Source organism: Neisseria flavescens, assembly GCF_001618065.1.
GTDB classification, from domain to species: Bacteria; Pseudomonadota; Gammaproteobacteria; order Burkholderiales; family Neisseriaceae; genus Neisseria; species Neisseria flavescens_A.
Genome location: NZ_LAEI01000003.1, coordinates 1 through 18,360 on the forward strand (window position 1 = coordinate 1; position 18,360 = coordinate 18,360).

Below are 18,360 nucleotides of genomic sequence, written 5' to 3' on the forward strand. Positions count from 1 at the left end.
ACGGTCGATGTGTTTGGCGATCATGGCTTGTGCGGTTTGCTGGAAGAAGGTGCTCATGAGAAATCCCCTAAATGTCTTGGTGGGAATTTAGGGGATTTTGGGGAATTTTGCAAAGGTCTCGGCCTTTTGTTTGCTCAGGCAAATTAAATATCGTATGTGGTTGAAGCGGTATCGCCGCCCTTGCCTGTCCAGTTGGTATGGAAGAACTCGCCGCGCGGTTTGTCGGTACGCTCGTAAGTGTGCGCGCCGAAGTAGTCGCGTTGCGCTTGCAGTAGGTTGGCCGGCAGACGCTCGGAAGTGTAGCCGTCAAGGAAGGTAATGGCAGAAGCCATGCAAGGCATCGGAATACCGCACTCGATCGCTTTGGCCACCACTTTACGCCATGCAGGCAGACAGATTTCCAATACGCCTTTGAAATAAGGATCGGAACCCAAGAAGACCAAATCAGGATTGGCCTCGTATGCGTCGCGGATGTTGCCCAAGAACGCGCTGCGGATGATGCAGCCTTCGCGCCACAGAAGGGCGGTGTTGCCGTAATTCAATGCCCAATCATTGTTTTCGCTGGCTTCGCGGATGAGCATAAAGCCTTGTGCATAAGAAATAATTTTGGACGCCAACAGGGCTTGACGCAAAGCATCCACCCATACGGCTTTGTCGCCTTCAATCGGGGTAATGGTTTTGCCAAACAGGCTGTTTGCTTGGATGCGTTGGTCTTTAAACGCGGACACGCAACGTGCAAACACGGCTTCGGAAATCAGGGTCAACGGGATACCCAAATCGAGGGCATTGATGCCGGTCCATTTGCCTGTACCTTTTTGACCTGCGGTATCGAGGATTTTTTCGACCAAAGGTTCGCCGTTTTCATCTCTGTAACCCAAAATCGCGGCGGTAATTTCGACCAGATAAGAATCCAGTTCGGTTTTGTTCCACTCGTTGAAGATTTGGTGCATTTCGTCATAAGACAGACCCAAACCGTCTTTCATGAACTGGTACGCTTCGCAAATCAACTGCATATCGCCGTATTCGATGCCGTTGTGCACCATTTTGACGAAGTGACCCGCGCCGTCGCGGCCGACCCAGTCGCAGCAAGGCTCGCCTTGAGGCGTTTTGGCGGAGATGGCTTGGAAAATCGGCTTAACAGCAGGCCATGCGGCTTCGTCGCCGCCGGGCATGATAGAAGGGCCGTGACGCGCACCTTCTTCACCGCCGGATACACCAGCACCGATGAAGCGGATGCCTTTTGCAGCCAGCTCATGTGTACGGCGAGTAGAATCAGGATAGTTGGCATTGCCGCCATCAATAATGATGTCACCTTCGTCCAAAAGCGGAACGAGTTGCTCGATAAAATCGTCCACGACAGAACCAGCACGAACCATCATCATGATTTTGCGTGGTTTTTCTAATTTATCAACCAGATCTTGCAGTGAATATGCGCCGATAATATTGGTATTTTTGGCTGCGCCGTTTAAAAAATCATCTACTTTGCTGGTCGTACGGTTGAATGCGACAACTTTAAAACCATTGTCGTTCATGTTGAGAATCAGGTTTTGCCCCATCACGGCAAGGCCGATAACGCCAATGTCGCCTTTCATTTGGTGAAACTCCATTATTGATTAAATTTATCAAGCGTAACTCTAGCTGATTTACAACTTTTTAACAATCCTTAACTTTTTAATTTTTTGAAAAGATGCCTTTACGTTTCAGACGGCCTTTGGGAAAACAAATTATAAATAAGATTTTAAATAATAAATAGAAGATGATATTGAGTGCTGATACCGCTTGTTGATAACTTGTATTACAAAATATTTTCAAATACTTAGCTGATATTTTTTGATGAGGATAAAGTATGGTCAGTCTTGTTTGCAGATGTGGATAAAATTTTCCTGCTGCTTCATTCTGTGGGTAACTTTTTGCCTGTGCACAATCTTAGCTTGTTTTATACTTCTCCAATCGGAACTGATTGACTAGAGAAATAGTCAAATGGTTTTTTATTTCAAACTATTTTCATATTTCCTTTTGTTTAAGCTGGGAAAAGGCCGTCTGAAAATATGTCAATAAGGGTGTAAATATGAAGTTTTCCTTTAGTATTAACCTGTTATCCATTTTAATTTTGGCCGCTTGTGCGCAACAGCCGGTTCAAAAACCTCAAGTTGCCCTGCCCTCCGTATCTGTGGATAACCATGCGCCGGAGCAAGGAACAGGGCTGACGGAGCAGAAGTTAATCCGCGCCAAACATTATATGGCGGCGTCTGCCAATCCGTTGGCAACTGAAGCCGGTTATGAAATTTTGAAGCGCGGCGGCAGTGCGATAGATGCGATGATTGCCATGCAGACAACTTTGGGACTGGTTGAGCCGCAATCTTCCGGATTGGGCGGCGGTGCGTTTTTGGTGTATTGGGACAATAAGGCGAAAAAGCTGACGACGTTTGATGCCCGTGAAACAGCGCCAAAAGCGGCAACGCCGGAACTTTTCTTGGACGAAAACGGCAAACCGATGGGCTTTATGAAAGCTGTCGTTGGCGGCCGTTCGGTCGGTGTGCCGGGGATTCCGAAGCTGCTGGAAGATGTCTATAAGCGTTACGGAAAATTACCGTGGGCAAGTTTGTTTGAGAAACCGATTACTTTGGCAGAACAAGGTTTTGCCGTTTCTCCGCGTATGGCGAAATCCATCGAGCAAAATTTGGACCCCTTGCAACGTTATCCGCAAACCGCCGCTTACTTCCTGCCTGACGGCAAACCTTTGGCTGCAGGAACGGTTTTGAAAAATCCTGAATTTGCGCGTTCTGTGCGCCTGTTGGCGGAAAAAGGCAGTGCGCCGTTTTATCAGGGAATGCAGGCGCAAAATATTGTCCGTGCCGTTACCGGTGCTGTGGATAATCCCGGCAAAATCAGCATGGCGGATTTGAAAAACTATCAAGTTATCGAGCGTCAACCGGTTTGTGCGCCGTATCGTGAATATGAAGTTTGCGGTATGGGCGCGCCAAGTTCCGGCGCAATTGCTTTGGGGCAGATTTTGGGCGTATTGCAGAATCAGGATATGAGGGCGTTGGGATCGGAAAATATCCACAGTTGGCGCTGGATAGGCGACGCGTCGCGGATTGCTTTTGCCGACCGTGATTATTATGTCGGCGATCCTGCGTTTGTGAATGTTCCGACCCGCGCTATGATTTCTCAGGCTTATTTGAAACCGCGTGCTGAAGAAATCCGCCAATCCGACAAGGCATTGGAAACTATTCAAGCAGGCAAGTTCGGCAAGGAATACGCGCAAGGCATGGCGGTCGAGCTGCCGTCCACCAGCCATTTGGTGGTTGTGGATAAAGACGGCAACGTTGTATCGATGACGACTTCGATTGAAAACGCGTTTGGCTCGGGGCTGATGGCAAACGGCTATCTGCTCAACAATGAATTGACCGATTTCGCTTTCAACCCTGTCGGCACGGACGGTAAAACCGTTGCCAACAGCGTGGCGGGCGGCAAACGGCCGCGTTCTTCGATGGCGCCGACTATTGTGATGAAAGACGGTAAGCCTTATATGGCGGTCGGTTCGCCGGGTGGCAGCCGTATTATCGGTTTCGTTGCTAAAACGTTGGTGGCGCATATCGACTGGGGTATGGACATTCAGACGGCAATTTCACTGCCGAATATGCTAAATCGTGGCAGTCAGTATGAAATCGAGGAAAAAACTGCTGCAGCAGATAAAGAGGCAGTCTTGGAAAAACTGGGCTACAAAGTCCAAATCCGCGATTTGAATTCCGGCGTACAAGGCATTGTGATCGGCAAAGACGGTTTGCTCGGAGGCGCCGACCCGCGCCGTGAAGGCAAGGTCATGGGCGATTGATATTGTCGGTTTGACTGAAAAAGGCCGTCTGAAACCTAGTTGTTCAGACGGCCTTTTAGTTTGGGAAAAAATATGGATAAGATGTGTATAAGAATAACGTTAAATTTTAATATTTTTATTTTTCAATAAGATAAAAAGGATGGATATGTGGATAATTACTTGTGGAAAACGACATAATTTAGGCCGTCTGAACCTTTCAGACGGCCTTTTCATTGGATTGCTTTATCTATTTCTATTAGGCTGCCGGCAGCTCGTGAAAAGCGCTGGGCAAGTCTTCGTTATCGGCAAACTCAACCCATTCGTAAGCACTTTCATCTGCCAAAACGGCACGCAACAGCGCATTATTGATGGCATGGCCTGATTTGTAACCTTCAAATGCGCCGATAATCGGGTGTCCGACGATATACAAATCGCCAATCGCATCAAGGATTTTGTGGCGGACAAATTCATCGGGATAGCGCAAACCTTCCGGATTCAAAACATCCATGTCGTCAATCACGATGGCGTTGTTCAAATTGCCGCCCAGTCCGAGATTGTGGGCGCGCATCATTTCCACTTCGTGCATAAAGCCGAAGGTACGGGCGCGGGCAATCTCATCGATATAGGATTTTCCTGCAAAATCAATCTCGAAAGTAGGTGCGCTGCGGTTGAATACGGGATGGTCAAATTCGATGGTTAAAGTAACTTTAAAGCCGTCATAAGGCGTAAAGCGTACCCATTTTCCGGTTTCTTTGATTTCAACGGGTTTGAGGATTCTCAAAAAACGTTTTTGGGCTTTTTGATCTACCACGCCTGCATCTTGTAAAAGGTAAATAAACGGCAGACCGGAGCCGTCCATAATCGGAATTTCAGGCGCGTTCAATTCAATCAAGGCATTATCGATGCCGTAGGCAGACAGAGCCGACATAATGTGTTCAATCGTGCCGATGCGTACGCCTTTATCGGTAACGATGGTTGAAGAGAGGCGGGTATCATTGATCAAATAAGGATTCAATTTGATTACTTCGCCCATTTCCCCACTTAAATCAGTACGGCGGAACGAAATACCGCTGTTTTCTTCGGCAGGATGCAAAGTCAGAGCGACCCTTTCGCCCGAATGCAGGCCGACGCCGGTAACGCTTACTGATTTGGCTAAAGTCCGTTGCAGCATAATTGCTTCCTTTTAAAAAGTCTGATGGGCAAATGATACGTTAAAAAGGAAAAAACAGGCCATCATTTTTAATAGTATTTGCCAATATGGATGTTTTGCGGGTGAGAATTTCAAAATTTTAATTATCCACAATAGCATGTGAAATTAAAGTGGGTAATTTGTATTTTATCCACAGATAAATAAGGAAACTAAGATTCTATCCTTTTTTATTCCGGTATTCAGTTGAGGTTGGCCTCAAAGATAAAAAGGAATTATCAAATTGGTTTTAAAGAAAGTTATTCCGTTATCCACAGATAGTTTGGTTCTTCATCAAAATCGTCATTTTAAAAATTAAAATATTATGATTTGAAGAAAACACTGAATTATCAACACAAAAATGGCAAAATATGGAGAAATAGAACTAAGTTTATGATTTTCATAAACTTATGAAAATTTTAAGATTGGAAAATGGTTTTTATGAAATAAAATATCAAAAGCTAAGTCTGATTCGATTTACCTGATATTTTCCTACAAACAAGAATTTCATGTTTTCTTTATTTAAATCAAACAACTTAAAAGTAATCATCTGAAATCCTAGAAAGTAATTTTATTTCAGGATACAATGGCCTCACTGAGAAATTTTTCCCATTCCATCTAATAGGAGTAGCAAAATGAGTATTAAAGTAGCGATTAATGGTTTTGGCCGTATCGGTCGTCTGGCATTGCGTCAAATTGAAAAAGCCCAAGGTATCGAAGTCGTTGCTGTTAACGACTTGACTCCTGCCGACATGCTGTTGCACCTCTTCAAATACGACAGTACTCAAGGCCGCTTTGAAGGCTCTGCCGAATTGAAAGACGACGCTATTGTTGTTAACGGCAAAGAAATCAAAGTATTTGCCAATCCTAATCCTGAAGAATTGCCTTGGGGCGAGCTGGGTGTGGACGTTGTCCTCGAATGTACTGGTTTCTTTACCAATAAAACCAAAGCGGAAGCCCATATCCGTGCCGGTGCGCGCAAAGTTGTGATTTCTGCACCTGGCGGCAATGATGTGAAAACCGTTGTATACGGCGTAAACCAAGATATTTTGGACGGCAGTGAAACCGTTATCTCCGCCGCTTCTTGTACGACTAACTGTCTGGCCCCTATGGCTGCGGTATTGCAAAAAGAATTCGGTATTGTTGAAGGCCTGATGACCACCATCCACGCTTATACCGGCGACCAAAACACCCTTGATGCACCACACCGCAAAGGCGACTTCCGACGCGCCCGTGCCGCTGCATTGAATATCGTACCGAACAGTACCGGTGCCGCTAAAGCCATCGGCTTGGTTATCCCTGAATTGAACGGCAAACTTGATGGTTCTGCCCAACGCGTTCCTGTTGCTACCGGCTCTTTGACCGAACTGGTTTCTGTTCTCGAACGCCCTGTTACCAAAGAAGAAATCAATGCAGCCATGAAAGCTGCCGCCAACGATGCTTTAGGCTACACTGAAGATCAAATCGTTTCTTCCGACGTTATCGGTATTGAATACGGCTCACTCTTCGATGCGACTCAAACCCGCGTGATGACAGTTGGTGACAAACAATTGGTGAAAACTGTTGCTTGGTACGACAATGAAATGTCTTACACTTGCCAATTGGTTCGTACCTTGGAATTTTTTGCCAGCAAAATCTAAAGGATAACAGGCTGAATCAATCAGTCTGTGGATAATTAAAAGGCCGTCTGAACATTTCAGACGGCCTTTTGTTTGTAGATAGATTCAATTGGTAATTCAGATTGTGGATAGTTTAATCACTGTGGCACATTTGTTTTCTATCCTAAACTGTACTTCATAATCCGCAATATTCATCACATAAATACGTTCGGGAATATCTTGATAGGCAGGGCGAGGATCTTGGGCGATGCTTTGTTCAATGAGATGTTTTTCTTCTGTGGATAAATGTTCCGCAAGCGTACTTTCTGCCCAAACAACGTTCAATTCTTCAGGTTTGCCGCTGACAAAGCCTGATGATGCGTCAGGTTTGGATTCGACAAACGGGATGTAGGGTTTGATATCCACTACCGGAGTACCGTCCAATAGGTCTGCACCGCTGCAATAGATGCGGACAGGTTTGCCTGTTTCGATGCGTTCGAGTTTCAGTAGGGATAAACCGAGATGATTGGGGCGGTGCGGGCTGCGCGTGGCAAATACGCCCATTTTTTGTTTGCCTCCGAGTCGTGGCGGACGCACCATTTGCGCCCAACCTTCATCCAATACGCCGTGGAAAATAAAACTTATCCACACATAGTCGAAATCTTCCAAGCCCCGAACGCTGTCTGCGGTAAATTCAGAAGTAAGTTCAATGCAAATTTCTGCCGCAGGAACCAAACCGGGTTGGCGGGCAATGCCGAATTTTTGTTTGTAGGGAGAATGAACGGTTGCAATAGGCGTAATCGAATAGGACATAATCTGAGGATAAATATTCTGTGTAAACTGTCATCATATCACAGATGTTTTCCCACATTTTGCGGTAGTAATTTGTTATAATACAAAGCATTTATTCCAAATGTCCGTACATTGGCAATAAATGAATAATTTAAATTATTTAAAATAAAATCAATAGGTTATATTAATCCATGATTGTTTCTATCGATGTAGATGCACAAAAAACGTTTACGCCTTTGTGTCCGAAAGAATTGCCTGTTGCCGAAGGTCATCTGATTGCGGATGAACTCAATGCCCAAGCTGCATTGGCGGATTTACGCGTGATGACGAAAGATGCGCATCATGTTGCGGCAAAATGGCTTGTGGATAATCCTGTTGATATGTTAAAACCGACGGGTTTACCCGATGCGGATTTGACTTGGGTGTCACATGCGATGGTTGGAACATATGGCTATGAATTGTTGGATGGCCTGCCTTCAGCCAAGGAATACGATTATTGTGTTTGGAAAGGCATTGATCCTGAGTTACATCCTTACGGCGCATGTTTTCACGATATTGAAGAAAAGCTCAGTACAGGTTTGATCGAATGGTTGCGCTGTCAAAATGCAGATACAGTTATTGTCGGCGGTTTGGCAACGGATTATTGTGTGAAAACAACGGTTTTACAGTTGCTTAAAGGCGGAGCTTGGAAAGTCATTGTCAATCAGGCGGCTTGCCGCGGTATTGCTCCGGAAACGGTTGAATCTGCATGGCAGGAAATGCATTCTGCCGGGGCTATTATTTTAGAAAACGCCGAAGAAATAAGAAAATACATTAATAATCAATAAATTATATTTTTAAATTCTGTTGTTTCACGTGAAACATTTTCCAAAATATGAAGATTTTACTTGTCCGCTTGTCCAGTATGGGCGATTTAATTCATACGTTGCCCGCAGTTGAAGATTTGGCGCGACAATGTCCTGAGGTAGAGCTCCATTGGCTGTGTGAGGCAGGGTTTGCAGATATTGCCCGCTTACATCCTTTTGTCAAAAAGGTTCATGTAATGAAATGGCGGCAGTGGCGCAAACACCTTTTTCAGGCTGAAACGTGGCGTGAAATAGGCCGTCTGAAAACGGATTTACAGGCTGAATCTTTTGATTTTGTTTTAGATAGTCAAGGACTGATTAAAAGCGCATGCTTTGCCAAAATGGCGAAATCCCCTATTTACGGTTTAGATAAACACAGCACGCGTGAAAGTTTGGCTGCCTTTGCATACAGTAAAACATTTGCCGTGCCGAAAGGCAAAAATGCGGTCTGGCGAAACCGTGAATTATTCGCCCAAGTATTTGGTTATACAATGCCTGAGACGCAGGTATTTGGTTTGTCGGTTCCTGAATTAGGCCGTCTGAAAAATTTGCAATCTCCCTATTACGTTGCTTTGCATGCAACCAGTCGAGACAGTAAATTATGGCCGGTAGAACACTGGCGTGCATTATTGAAAAAGTTGAATGAAGAACAACAATGCAATGTATATCTGCCGTGGGGAAATGAAACCGAAAAAATGCGTGCCGAACAGATTGCAAGCGATTTACCGTTTGCTTTGGTTTGCGACAAAATGAATTTATTACAGGCTGCATTTTTATTGAAAAACGCAGAGGGTATTATTGGCGTAGATACCGGACTGCTGCATCTTGCCAATGCATTGGAAAAGCCTGTTGTAGGAATTTATACAGATACAGATCCGGCCAAGACCGGCGTTCAAGTTTCGGCTTATGCAAAAAATTTAGGCGGTATTGCTCAAATTCCCAATGTTGACGAGGTTTATCAAACCTTGATGGATTGTGTTGCAGCATACGGTAAATAATTGCTGGGGAGTTGGATTTATTTTCTGAGTAAATGCTTTAGAAATGATATAATTCCGCTCTATTTGCCAAGATTTATACAAATTTGGTTTTGTCATGTTGGGAAAACCGAATTGGATTTTATATAAAGAATGTATCAAAAGCAGTATGCTTGATTTGATGGGCATTCTTTTTAGGAGAATTGAATGAAAGCACTGGTCGCAGTAAAGCGCGTAGTGGACTACAACGTCAAAGTTCGTGTGAAAGCCGATGGTTCCGATGTGGATATCGGTAATGTCAAAATGTCGATGAACCCGTTTGATGAAATCGCGGTAGAAGAAGCTGTCCGTTTGAAAGAAGCCGGAAAAGTAAGCGAGATTGTTGCTGTTTCTCTTGGCGAGAAAAAATGCGAAGAGACGTTGCGTACAGCTTTGGCGATGGGTGCCGACCGTGCGGTTCATGTTGAAACTGATGCGAAGTTGGAGCCTTTGGCCGTTGCGAAATTGCTGAAAGCTGTAGCGGATAAAGAAAATCCGCAAATTTTACTGCTGGGTAAACAGGCAATTGACGATGACGCCAACCAAGTTGCCCAAATGCTGGCTGCGTTGTTGAATGCGGCTCAAGGTACTTTTGCATCAAAAGTGCAAATTGAAGGCGAAGAGGCATTGGTAACCCGTGAAATTGATGGCGGTGAAGAGACTGTTGCATTGGAGCTGCCTGCGGTCATCAGTGCAGATTTGCGTTTGAACGAACCACGTTTTGTCAAACTTCCTAATATCATGGCGGCAAAGAAAAAGCCTTTGGAAAAATTAAGTCCTGCCGATTTGGCTGTGGATATTTCTCCGCGTTTGAATACCGTGAAATTTGCCGAACCTAAAGCACGTCAAGCCGGTGTAAAAGTGGCTGATGTTGTCGAGTTGGTTGAAAAGCTGAAAAACGAAGCCAAAGTGATCTAAGGAGTATGAAATGAGCGTATTGATTATTGCGGAACATAATAACCAACATTTGAATCCTGCCACTTTGCATGCGGTAACGGCTGCCGCCAAATTGGGTAATATAGATTTATTGGTTGCCGGTAGTAATGTTGCTGTGGTGGTTGAAGAGGCGAAACAGGTTGCAGGCGTGGCGAAAGTTTTGGTAGCCGATGCACCCTATTTCGCCGAAGGTTTGGCAGAAGAATTAGCGCCTTTGGTTGTTAAACTGGCTGCGGATTACCGCTATGTGGCTGCAACTGCAACTGCGTTTGGTAAAAATCTGTTGCCCCGAGTAGCTGCCCTGTTGGATGTGCCACAAGTTTCGGATTTAACCGAAGTTGTGGATAACTCGACATTTGTCCGTCCGATTTATGCCGGTAATGCATTTGAAACCGTTCAATCCAATTCTGAAAAACTGGTGCTGACTTTCCGTGCAACCGCATTTGATGCTGCCGGACAAGGCGGTAATGCAGAAGTGGTCAATGTTGAGGCAACGCCTGCTCAAAACCTGAGCCGTTTCGTAAACCGTCAACTTTCCCAGTCTGACCGCCCTGAATTGACTCAGGCAAAAGTGATTGTTTCCGGTGGGCGTGCATTGGGCAGTGCTGAGAAATTCAATGAAGTGTTGACTCCATTGGCGGATGTTTTGGGTGCCGCGATTGGTGCTTCCCGTGCGGCAGTGGATGCCGAGTATGCGCCAAACGATGCCCAAGTCGGACAAACCGGTAAAGTGGTTGCGCCGCAACTGTACTTCGCTATCGGTATTTCCGGAGCTATCCAGCACGTTGCCGGTATGCAAGACAGTAAAGTAATTGTTGCCATCAACAAAGATGCTGATGCGCCTATTTTCAATGTGGCAGATTACGGCTTGGTTGGTGATTTGTTTGAAGTTGTGCCTCAACTGACTGAAGCACTGAAAAACTAATGTTTCACGTGAAACGTTCAGACGGCCTTTTATAACAAAGGCCGTCTGAAAATATTTTGGCATGATTACGACCTATAAAACCATTATCACACCGACACAGGCTGAATTTAAAGATAAAGGCAGCCGCTTCATTGCATACGCCTATCCGATCCGCACTTTGGCCGATGTGAAGAAATATCTCGACCCATTAAAGGAAGAGCATCACAAGGCACGACATTGGTGCTACGCCTATCGATTGGGTGTGGATGGAATGCAGTTTCGCGCAAACGATGATGGAGAACCGTCCGGAAGCGCAGGCCGCCCTATTTTGGGACAGATTGATTCTGTCGGCGTAACTGATGTGTTAGTTGTGGTTGTACGCTATTTTGGCGGTACGTTATTGGGTGTTCCTGGTTTGATTCATGCTTATAAGGAATCAACAGCTCAGGCATTGGCGATAGCTGAAGTTGTTGAAAAGAATGTCGAAAAGACAGTTTGGTTGAAGTGTGAATATCCTGTTTTGAATGAGGCTATACGGATTGCCAAACAATATCAGGCCGATATTGTGGAACAGGATTTGCAGCTGGATTGTAAGTTGACAGTGAAAATAGCATTGGCCGATTATGAAGCTTGTATTGCTGCTTGGAAAAATACGCGCCAAATTGAAGTAGATACTGAGAAGCCGTTTGAATAAAAGGTCGTCTGAACATATTTGAGAAATCAAAAGATTCAGACGGCCTTTGATGTTTTAGCCTTGGTATCTGTCTAGAGCATTTACGCTTGAGCGCAGGTGTTCCCAAGCCAGTTGATGAAATTCCCCTAGTGCGTTCCATAGGGCATCTTCGCTCATAATGCTGTATTCGCCCTGTGTACGCAAATCAACATCTGCCCCTTCTTCAATGGCTTGATGGCATGCTTGGTATTCGTTGGTATAGAAGTCATCCATGTCTTGCATGAGGCTTGCAGCATGTTTCCAGCGGGCGATATCTGCTTCCAGTTGCGGCAGTAATTCGCACCATTCGCGGTATTTGCTTTGAATTTCATCAATACGTTTTTGCATGATTTGTCCTTTCGTTGTTTGAAATTAGAGTATGGTTGTCTTGGTGCAATATTATTCTTAATTTGAAACAGCTATGCAAGATGGAACAATATTCCATTGATTAAATTTTATTTACAACATCTATTCTTCAAGGAGATGGTATGAAATTGCTCGTTATTGGTAATGGTGGACGTGAACACGCACTGGCTTGGAAATTGGCGCAGTCGTCTAAAGTAGAAACTGTCTTTGTTGCACCTGGTAATGCTGGAACGGCAATTGAGCCTAAACTGCAGAATGTGGCATTGACGGCGCATCAAGATTTGATTTATTTTTGCCGTAATGAAAATATTGCCTTTACCGTGGTCGGCCCTGAAGCTCCTTTGGCTGCGGGTGTGGTGAATGACTTCCGTGCTGCCGGATTGAAGATTTTTGGCCCGACTCAATACGCGGCCCAACTGGAGAGTTCAAAAGATTTTGCTAAAGCATTTATGGCAAAATATAAGATTCCAACCGCGCAATACCAAACCTTTGAAAATGCCGATGCGGCACATGATTACGTCAACCAAAAAGGTGCGCCGATTGTTATTAAAGCGGATGGTTTGGCTGCCGGTAAAGGCGTGATTGTGGCCATGACTTTGGATGAAGCCCATGCTGCCATTGACGATATGTTGTTGGGCAATAAAATGGGTAATGCAGGCGCGCGTGTTGTAATTGAAGATTTCCTGCAAGGCGAGGAAGCGAGCTTTATCGTTATGGTGGACGGCAATCATGTTTTACCGATGGCAACCAGTCAAGACCATAAACGCCTTCTGGATGACGACAAAGGCCCTAATACCGGCGGTATGGGCGCATACAGCCCTGCTCCGGTGGTAACGCCTGATGTGTACGAGCGCGCGATGAATGAAATTATTTTGCCGACCGTGGCCGGTATGAAAGCAGAAGGTCATGAATTTACCGGCTTTTTATATGCGGGCTTGATGATTGATAAAACCGGTGCGCCTTATACCATCGAATTCAACTGCCGCTTCGGCGACCCTGAAACCCAGCCGATTATGAGCCGTTTGGATAGCGATTTGGTGGACTTGGTTGAAGCGGCAATCGACGGCAAACTGGATAGTGTTGCTGCCGAATGGAATCCGCAGACTGCAGTAGGCGTGGTGTTGGCTGCACAAAATTATCCTGACTCTCCGAAAAAAGGCGATGTGATCTTCGGCTTGGATAAAGCCAATCAAATCGGTAAAGTTTTCCATGCCGGTACTGCAACGAATGAAAAAGGCGAAGTTGTAACCAACGGCGGCCGTGTGTTGTGTGTAGTCGGTTTGGGCGATGATGTTGCGCAAGCTAAGAGCAAGGCTTATGAGGCATTGGAAACTATCCGTTTTGACGGTATGCAATACCGTAAGGACATTGCCGATAAAGCCATCAACCGTTAATAATGAATAGAAACAGGCCGTCTGAACACAGATTGTCCGACAATCGCAGTTTTAGACGGCCTTGGTATGATGATGTTCCCCAGAATTTTATCGGCCGCAGCCCAACGCAGGCTGCAGGCGCATCTTAAAAAAGGCGGTTTGGTCGCCTATCCTACCGAGTCTTGCTATGGCTTGGGCTGTATCCCTACTTTGCCCAAAGCGCTCAATCAACTGATTCATCTGAAAAAACGACCGCAACACAAAGGCATGATTGTCATTGGCCATAGCTTGGAACAGTTGCAACCTTTGCTGCAAAGGCCGTCTGAAAATATCCAAACCATGCTGCATGAAGCATGGCCTGCTCCGAAAACTTTTTTATTGCCGGTCGGCAAAAAAGTATTGCCTTCGTTACGGGGAAAAGGACGCAGTAAATTGGCTGTCAGGGTTCCTGCGCACGCAGGTGCAAGGCGTTTGTGTCAGGTTTTGGAAATGCCTTTAGTCTCTACTTCATGCAATCGTGCAGGCAAACGGGCGTGCAAAACGGAAAGGGAAGTTAGAAGACAATTTGGCAGGAAAGTCTGGGTTGTAGGTGGATTGATAGGTAAGCAGAAAACGCCTAGCCAGATTATTGACGGAGAAACAGGGGCAAGGCTGCGTTAAAGAAGGGTTGTATCATCAAAGGAAAGGTATTTATTTGGAGAAGCAAATTTTTTCTAAAAGATTGTGGAATACCTTTGTGAAAAGCATTTAGCGCAGATTCAGTTTGGTTTGATGCATAGCAGTCTGAAAATACAGATAGATTAAGCAGATAGTAAGTCAGTAAATAGAGCAGAAAGCAGTATTTTGTGAAATGCTCTTGCAAAGAATGAAGCAAATTTTGAGCGTGAATGAATCGCTGTAATAAATTATTTTTGAATAAACAAATTTTGTGGATAAATTTGAAGATAAATTTCCATCAAAACATAAAAAGGCCGTCTGAAACTTGATATTCAAAGCATTCAGACGGCCTTTTAAATATTTAAACTGTGGATAACTTTGTGAATAAGTGTGGATTAAAGTTTATGTCCACACACAGTTTCGTATTGTTTTTCAGTAATCGTGCCGCTCATGACACTCATTGGGCGGATGCTGGTCGGCGTATAGCTTTGGTTGGAAATCACCCGGCCGTGTTCGTCCATCAGTTGCAGCGCTGCCAGACGATAGGTTTTGTTTGAGCAATGAATTTCCCAGCTGCCGATAGCCGTTTTATAGGCCGGCGTATTGACGAAACGTTCCTCTTTCAGTTTGGAAACGGTTTTTTTATCGCGGAAAGTAACCAGTGCGCCATTTCTTTTAATGCTGCTTCTATCAATGGCCACTTTGATATTGCCTTCTGAGATGGTACCGATGTTGGTCCAGCTGCCGCTGCTGCTCGATGTGGTTGTTGTTTCACAGGCACTCAACATCAAAGCCGCAAATACGGTTGCAGCTAGGGAAAAACGTTTGATATTCATAAAACCTCATTATTTACAAAAAGTCAGTCGATATTATCCGTGAAGATGGCATATATCGTAAATCGATTTTGCAAAGTTGAACCTCTGAAAAGAAATTTATGAAAAATACGCTGAAAAGGCCGTCTGAAACCTGTCTTTCAGACGGCCTTGAAGTGTAAAATCATGTATAATTGCAAACAATTTGGTTTTCATCCCATAGGAAGATCCGACATGATTAACCCTATCGCTGCACTTTCCCCATTAGATGGCCGCTACGCCAAATCCGTTGAAGCATTGCGTCCGATTTTCTCCGAATACGGCCTGATGCGTGCGCGTGTCAAAGTTGAATTAAACTGGCTCAAAGCCCTTGCCGCCGAGCCTAAGATTGTAGAAGTTCCTGCTTTCAGCGATTTTACGCTTGCTGAAATCGACAAAGTGATCGAAAACTTCTCGCTTGAAGATGCCGCAGCCGTCAAAGCTATTGAGGCGACCACCAATCACGACGTCAAAGCCATCGAATATTGGCTTAAAGAATACTTCTCCGGCGTACCTGAAGTGGCTGCTGCTAGCGAGTTCATCCACTTTGCCTGCACCAGCGAAGACATCAACAACCTGTCCCACGCTTTAATGCTGCAAGAAGCGCGTGAGGCTGTTTTGCTGCCGAAACTGGCCGAAATCATCGAGAAGTTGACCGGCATGGCGCATGAGTTGGCTGCCGTCCCTATGATGAGCCGCACGCATGGCCAGCCTGCTACACCAAGCACACTGGGTAAAGAAATCGCCAATGTTGTGTACCGCCTGCAACGTCAGTTTAAAAACCTGCAAGCTCAAGAGTTCCTCGGCAAAATCAATGGCGCAGTCGGCAACTACAATGCCCATATGGTCGCCTATCCCGATGTGGATTGGGAAAACCATTGCCGCAACTTTGTTGAAATCAGCCTCGGCCTGACCTTCAACCCCTACACCATTCAAATCGAGCCGCACGACTATATGGCGGAATTCTTCCAAGCCATCAGCCGTGTCAACACGATTCTGATCGACTTCAACCGCGACGTTTGGGGCTACATTTCTTTGGGTTACTTCAAACAAAAAGTCAAAGCAGGCGAAGTCGGTTCTTCTACCATGCCGCACAAAGTTAATCCGATCGACTTTGAAAATTCCGAAGGCAACCTTGGTATGGCCAATGCCGTATTGGGCTTTTTGTCTGAAAAACTGCCGATTTCTCGTTGGCAGCGCGACCTGACCGACAGCACCGTATTGCGCAATATGGGCGTAGGCGTGGGCTATACCGTATTGGGCTTTGCCGCCCATCTGCGCGGTCTGAACAAGCTTGAACCGAATCCTGCCGCCCTTGCTGCCGATTTGGACGCCACTTGGGAGCTGCTGGCCGAGCCGATTCAAACCGTAATGCGTCGTTACGGCGTGGCCAATCCTTACGAGAAGCTGAAAGATCTGACACGCGGTAAAGACGGCATTACGCCTGAAGTGTTGAAACTCTTTATCGAGTCGTTGGAAATTCCGGCAGAAGCCAAAGCCAAATTGCTTAAGCTGACCCCTGCGTTGTATGTGGGCAAAGCCGAAGAGTTGGCAAAACGAATTTAAAAGGATTTTGTAGGGCGCACCTTCTTAGTTATTGAGATTTTTTGATAGATAAGAAACCAACCCTCTACATCCGACAAATTAAAAAGGCCGTCTGAAATCTCTTTCAGACGGCCTTTTTCGATTCAATCCGTTATTTCACTTTGTCTTTCAATGCACCGTAGCCGGCGGCGTCCATTTCTTCCAAAGGAATGAATTTCAAACTTGCGCCGTTGATGCAATAGCGCAGGCCGCCTTTGTCTTTCGGGCCGTCGGCGAAGACGTGTCCTAAGTGCGAATCGGCGGCGTGGCTGCGCACTTCGGTGCGGCGCATGTTGTAGCTGAAATCGTCGTGTTCGGTAACGGCGGAGGTATTAATTGGATGGGTAAAGCTCGGCCAGCCGCAGCCGGAATCAAATTTGTCGGCAGAGCTGAACAGGGGTTCGCCGCTGACGATGTCCACATAAATGCCGGGTTTGAACAAGTGGTCGTATTCGTGGCTGAAGGCGTATTCGGTCGCGCTGTTTTGGGTAACTTGGTATTGCTCTTCGGTCAGGAGGCGTTTGAGTTCGGCAGCGCTGGGTTTTTTATACGTTGCCGCGTCGAAGCCTTTGCCTTGCGGAGCGGCTTTGGTTTTGCCCGGCAGCGGTTCGTCGGCTTTGCGGATATCGATGTGGCAGTAGCCGTTGGGGTTTTTAATCAGATAGTCCTGATGGTATTCCTCGGCGTCGTAGAAGTTTTTCAGCGGCTCGTTTTCGACGACGAGGGGCTGTTGGTATTTTTGCTGCTCGCGTTTGAGGGCGGCGGCAATGACGGCTTTTTCGGCGGGGTCGGTGTAGTACACGCCGCTGCGGTATTGCGTGCCGATGTCGTTACCCTGTTTATTGAGGCTGGTCGGGTCAACGACGCGGAAGAAATATTGCAGGATGTCGTCTAGGCTGAGTTTGTCGGCATCGTAGGTGACTTTGACGGTTTCGGCATGGCCTGTATTGCGGTAGGACACGTCTTCGTAGCTTGGGTTTTCCGTTTTGCCGTTGGCGTAGCCGGATACTGCGTCAACCACGCCGTCTATGCGTTGGAAATAGGCTTCCAAGCCCCAGAAGCAGCCGCCGGCGAGGTAGATGGTGCGCGTATTCATGATTGCTGAATCCTTTTTCTGTGTGTCGGGTTTGTAAAATGTGTTTTTCAGACGGCCTAAATCGGCATCGGGATCGCGGATTAACGCCAATGCCTGCGCTTCGTTGATGCTGCCTTTAACGATGCGCTGCACGTTGCCGTCTTTGCCGATTAATGCCCACGAAGGGTAAACACTGATATTCAGGCTTTGAGCGATGGTACCGCCGTTGTCGGTAACGACGGGCAGCTTAGGATAGTTCAAACCGGCATACCATTTTTGAAAGTCGCCGTCTTTTTTCTCGTGCAGAAAACCGGGCGAGGCAACGGTAATCAGGTTGGCAGAACCGAATTTTGTATCTTGCGCCCATTTTTCGGTTTGTCCCAACTCGGACAAACACAAAGGACACCAACTTGCCCAAAATTTAATCAGGGTGGGTTTGTCTTTTTTCAGGAAAACACTGGCAGGGTGGTTGTCAGGGGTTTTCAACGAGGACAATACCTGCGGTACGGTTGCGGCTTCGGTATCCATTATTTTGGATGAGCAGGCGCCAAGCGCAAGCAGGCAGCCGAACTTGGTGCAAAGTGAAAATAATGTGCGGGGATTCATCTCTATGTTTCCTGTATGGATGGTTTGTCTCGTTAGACGTTGGAA

Annotated in this window: 16 protein-coding genes; 10 read left to right on the top strand and 6 right to left on the bottom strand. The window is 46.0% G+C overall.

Features of this window, described 5'->3' with window-relative positions:
- Nucleotides 1-143: 143 nt before the first annotated feature.
- Entirely contained in the window at nt 144-1,592 is a 1,449-nt protein-coding gene (gene gnd / locus TW89_RS01280) for a decarboxylating NADP(+)-dependent phosphogluconate dehydrogenase (protein WP_128580297.1), read from the bottom strand.
- Between the two features lie 476 nt (nt 1,593-2,068).
- Here gnd and ggt point away from each other — a divergent pair, with 476 nt between their 5' ends.
- Complete coding sequence (gene ggt / locus TW89_RS01285) at nt 2,069-3,838, top strand: gamma-glutamyltransferase (protein ID WP_128580298.1); 1,770 nt, start codon at nt 2,069-2,071, stop codon at nt 3,836-3,838.
- Nucleotides 3,839-4,073: 235 nt separating this feature from the next.
- On the opposite strand, the gene lpxC is transcribed toward ggt, so the two are convergent.
- The gene (gene lpxC, locus TW89_RS01290; RefSeq protein ID WP_128580299.1) at nt 4,074-4,988 is read right to left on the bottom strand and encodes a UDP-3-O-acyl-N-acetylglucosamine deacetylase; all 915 of its coding nucleotides are present in this window, start codon (nt 4,986-4,988) and stop codon (nt 4,074-4,076) included.
- 650 nt (nt 4,989-5,638) lie between these two features.
- Between lpxC and gap the strand changes: the two genes are divergently transcribed.
- Nucleotides 5,639-6,643, top strand: coding sequence for a type I glyceraldehyde-3-phosphate dehydrogenase (gene gap, locus TW89_RS01295; protein WP_049335677.1), 1,005 nt, complete (start codon nt 5,639-5,641; stop codon nt 6,641-6,643).
- Nucleotides 6,644-6,739: 96 nt separating this feature from the next.
- On the opposite strand, the gene tsaA is transcribed toward gap, so the two are convergent.
- On the bottom strand, nt 6,740-7,414 hold the full coding sequence (gene tsaA / locus TW89_RS01300; RefSeq protein WP_128580300.1) for a tRNA (N6-threonylcarbamoyladenosine(37)-N6)-methyltransferase TrmO: 675 nt from the start codon (nt 7,412-7,414) through the stop codon (nt 6,740-6,742).
- 170 nt (nt 7,415-7,584) lie between these two features.
- Here tsaA and TW89_RS01305 point away from each other — a divergent pair, with 170 nt between their 5' ends.
- The 5 genes from TW89_RS01305 to TW89_RS01325 all read left to right on the top strand — a co-directional run bounded on the left by TW89_RS01305 (nt 7,585) and on the right by TW89_RS01325 (nt 11,785).
- Nucleotides 7,585-8,220, top strand: a complete 636-nt coding sequence (locus tag TW89_RS01305) for a nicotinamidase (RefSeq protein WP_070646454.1) — start codon at nt 7,585-7,587, stop codon at nt 8,218-8,220.
- Nucleotides 8,221-8,267: 47 nt separating this feature from the next.
- On the top strand, nt 8,268-9,236 hold the full coding sequence (waaC, locus tag TW89_RS01310; RefSeq protein ID WP_128580301.1) for a lipopolysaccharide heptosyltransferase I: 969 nt from the start codon (nt 8,268-8,270) through the stop codon (nt 9,234-9,236).
- A 183-nt stretch (nt 9,237-9,419) separates the two neighbouring features.
- On the top strand, nt 9,420-10,169 hold the full coding sequence (locus tag TW89_RS01315; protein WP_128580302.1) for an electron transfer flavoprotein subunit beta/FixA family protein: 750 nt from the start codon (nt 9,420-9,422) through the stop codon (nt 10,167-10,169).
- Between the two features lie 10 nt (nt 10,170-10,179).
- Nucleotides 10,180-11,112: an electron transfer flavoprotein subunit alpha/FixB family protein gene (locus TW89_RS01320; RefSeq protein ID WP_128580303.1), complete on the top strand. Its 933-nt coding sequence runs from the start codon at nt 10,180-10,182 to the stop codon at nt 11,110-11,112.
- Between the two features lie 61 nt (nt 11,113-11,173).
- The gene (locus TW89_RS01325) at nt 11,174-11,785 is read left to right on the top strand and encodes an IMPACT family protein (protein WP_128580304.1); all 612 of its coding nucleotides are present in this window, start codon (nt 11,174-11,176) and stop codon (nt 11,783-11,785) included.
- 54 nt (nt 11,786-11,839) lie between these two features.
- Here the strand turns inward: TW89_RS01325 and TW89_RS01330 are convergent, their stop codons facing one another.
- Nucleotides 11,840-12,151 (bottom strand): DUF4298 domain-containing protein, encoded by a 312-nt coding sequence (locus TW89_RS01330; RefSeq protein WP_003747758.1) that lies wholly within the window; start codon nt 12,149-12,151, stop codon nt 11,840-11,842.
- Between the two features lie 140 nt (nt 12,152-12,291).
- Between TW89_RS01330 and purD the strand changes: the two genes are divergently transcribed.
- Complete coding sequence (purD, locus tag TW89_RS01335; RefSeq protein WP_128580305.1) at nt 12,292-13,563, top strand: phosphoribosylamine--glycine ligase; 1,272 nt, start codon at nt 12,292-12,294, stop codon at nt 13,561-13,563.
- A 69-nt stretch (nt 13,564-13,632) separates the two neighbouring features.
- Nucleotides 13,633-14,202 carry an L-threonylcarbamoyladenylate synthase gene (locus TW89_RS01340; RefSeq protein ID WP_128580316.1) on the top strand — a complete coding sequence of 190 codons (570 nt, stop codon included), beginning with the start codon at nt 13,633-13,635 and terminating at the stop codon, nt 14,200-14,202.
- Between the two features lie 392 nt (nt 14,203-14,594).
- Here TW89_RS01340 and TW89_RS01345 read toward each other — a convergent pair whose 3' ends face one another.
- Nucleotides 14,595-15,035 (bottom strand): surface-adhesin E family protein, encoded by a 441-nt coding sequence (locus TW89_RS01345; protein ID WP_128580306.1) that lies wholly within the window; start codon nt 15,033-15,035, stop codon nt 14,595-14,597.
- 210 nt (nt 15,036-15,245) lie between these two features.
- Between TW89_RS01345 and purB the strand changes: the two genes are divergently transcribed.
- Nucleotides 15,246-16,616, top strand: coding sequence for an adenylosuccinate lyase (gene purB, locus TW89_RS01350; protein ID WP_128580307.1), 1,371 nt, complete (start codon nt 15,246-15,248; stop codon nt 16,614-16,616).
- 130 nt (nt 16,617-16,746) lie between these two features.
- On the opposite strand, the gene msrAB is transcribed toward purB, so the two are convergent.
- The gene (gene msrAB / locus TW89_RS01355) at nt 16,747-18,315 is read right to left on the bottom strand and encodes a bifunctional peptide-methionine (S)-S-oxide reductase MsrA/peptide-methionine (R)-S-oxide reductase MsrB (RefSeq protein WP_128580308.1); all 1,569 of its coding nucleotides are present in this window, start codon (nt 18,313-18,315) and stop codon (nt 16,747-16,749) included.
- Between the last annotated feature and the right edge of the window lie 45 nt (nt 18,316-18,360).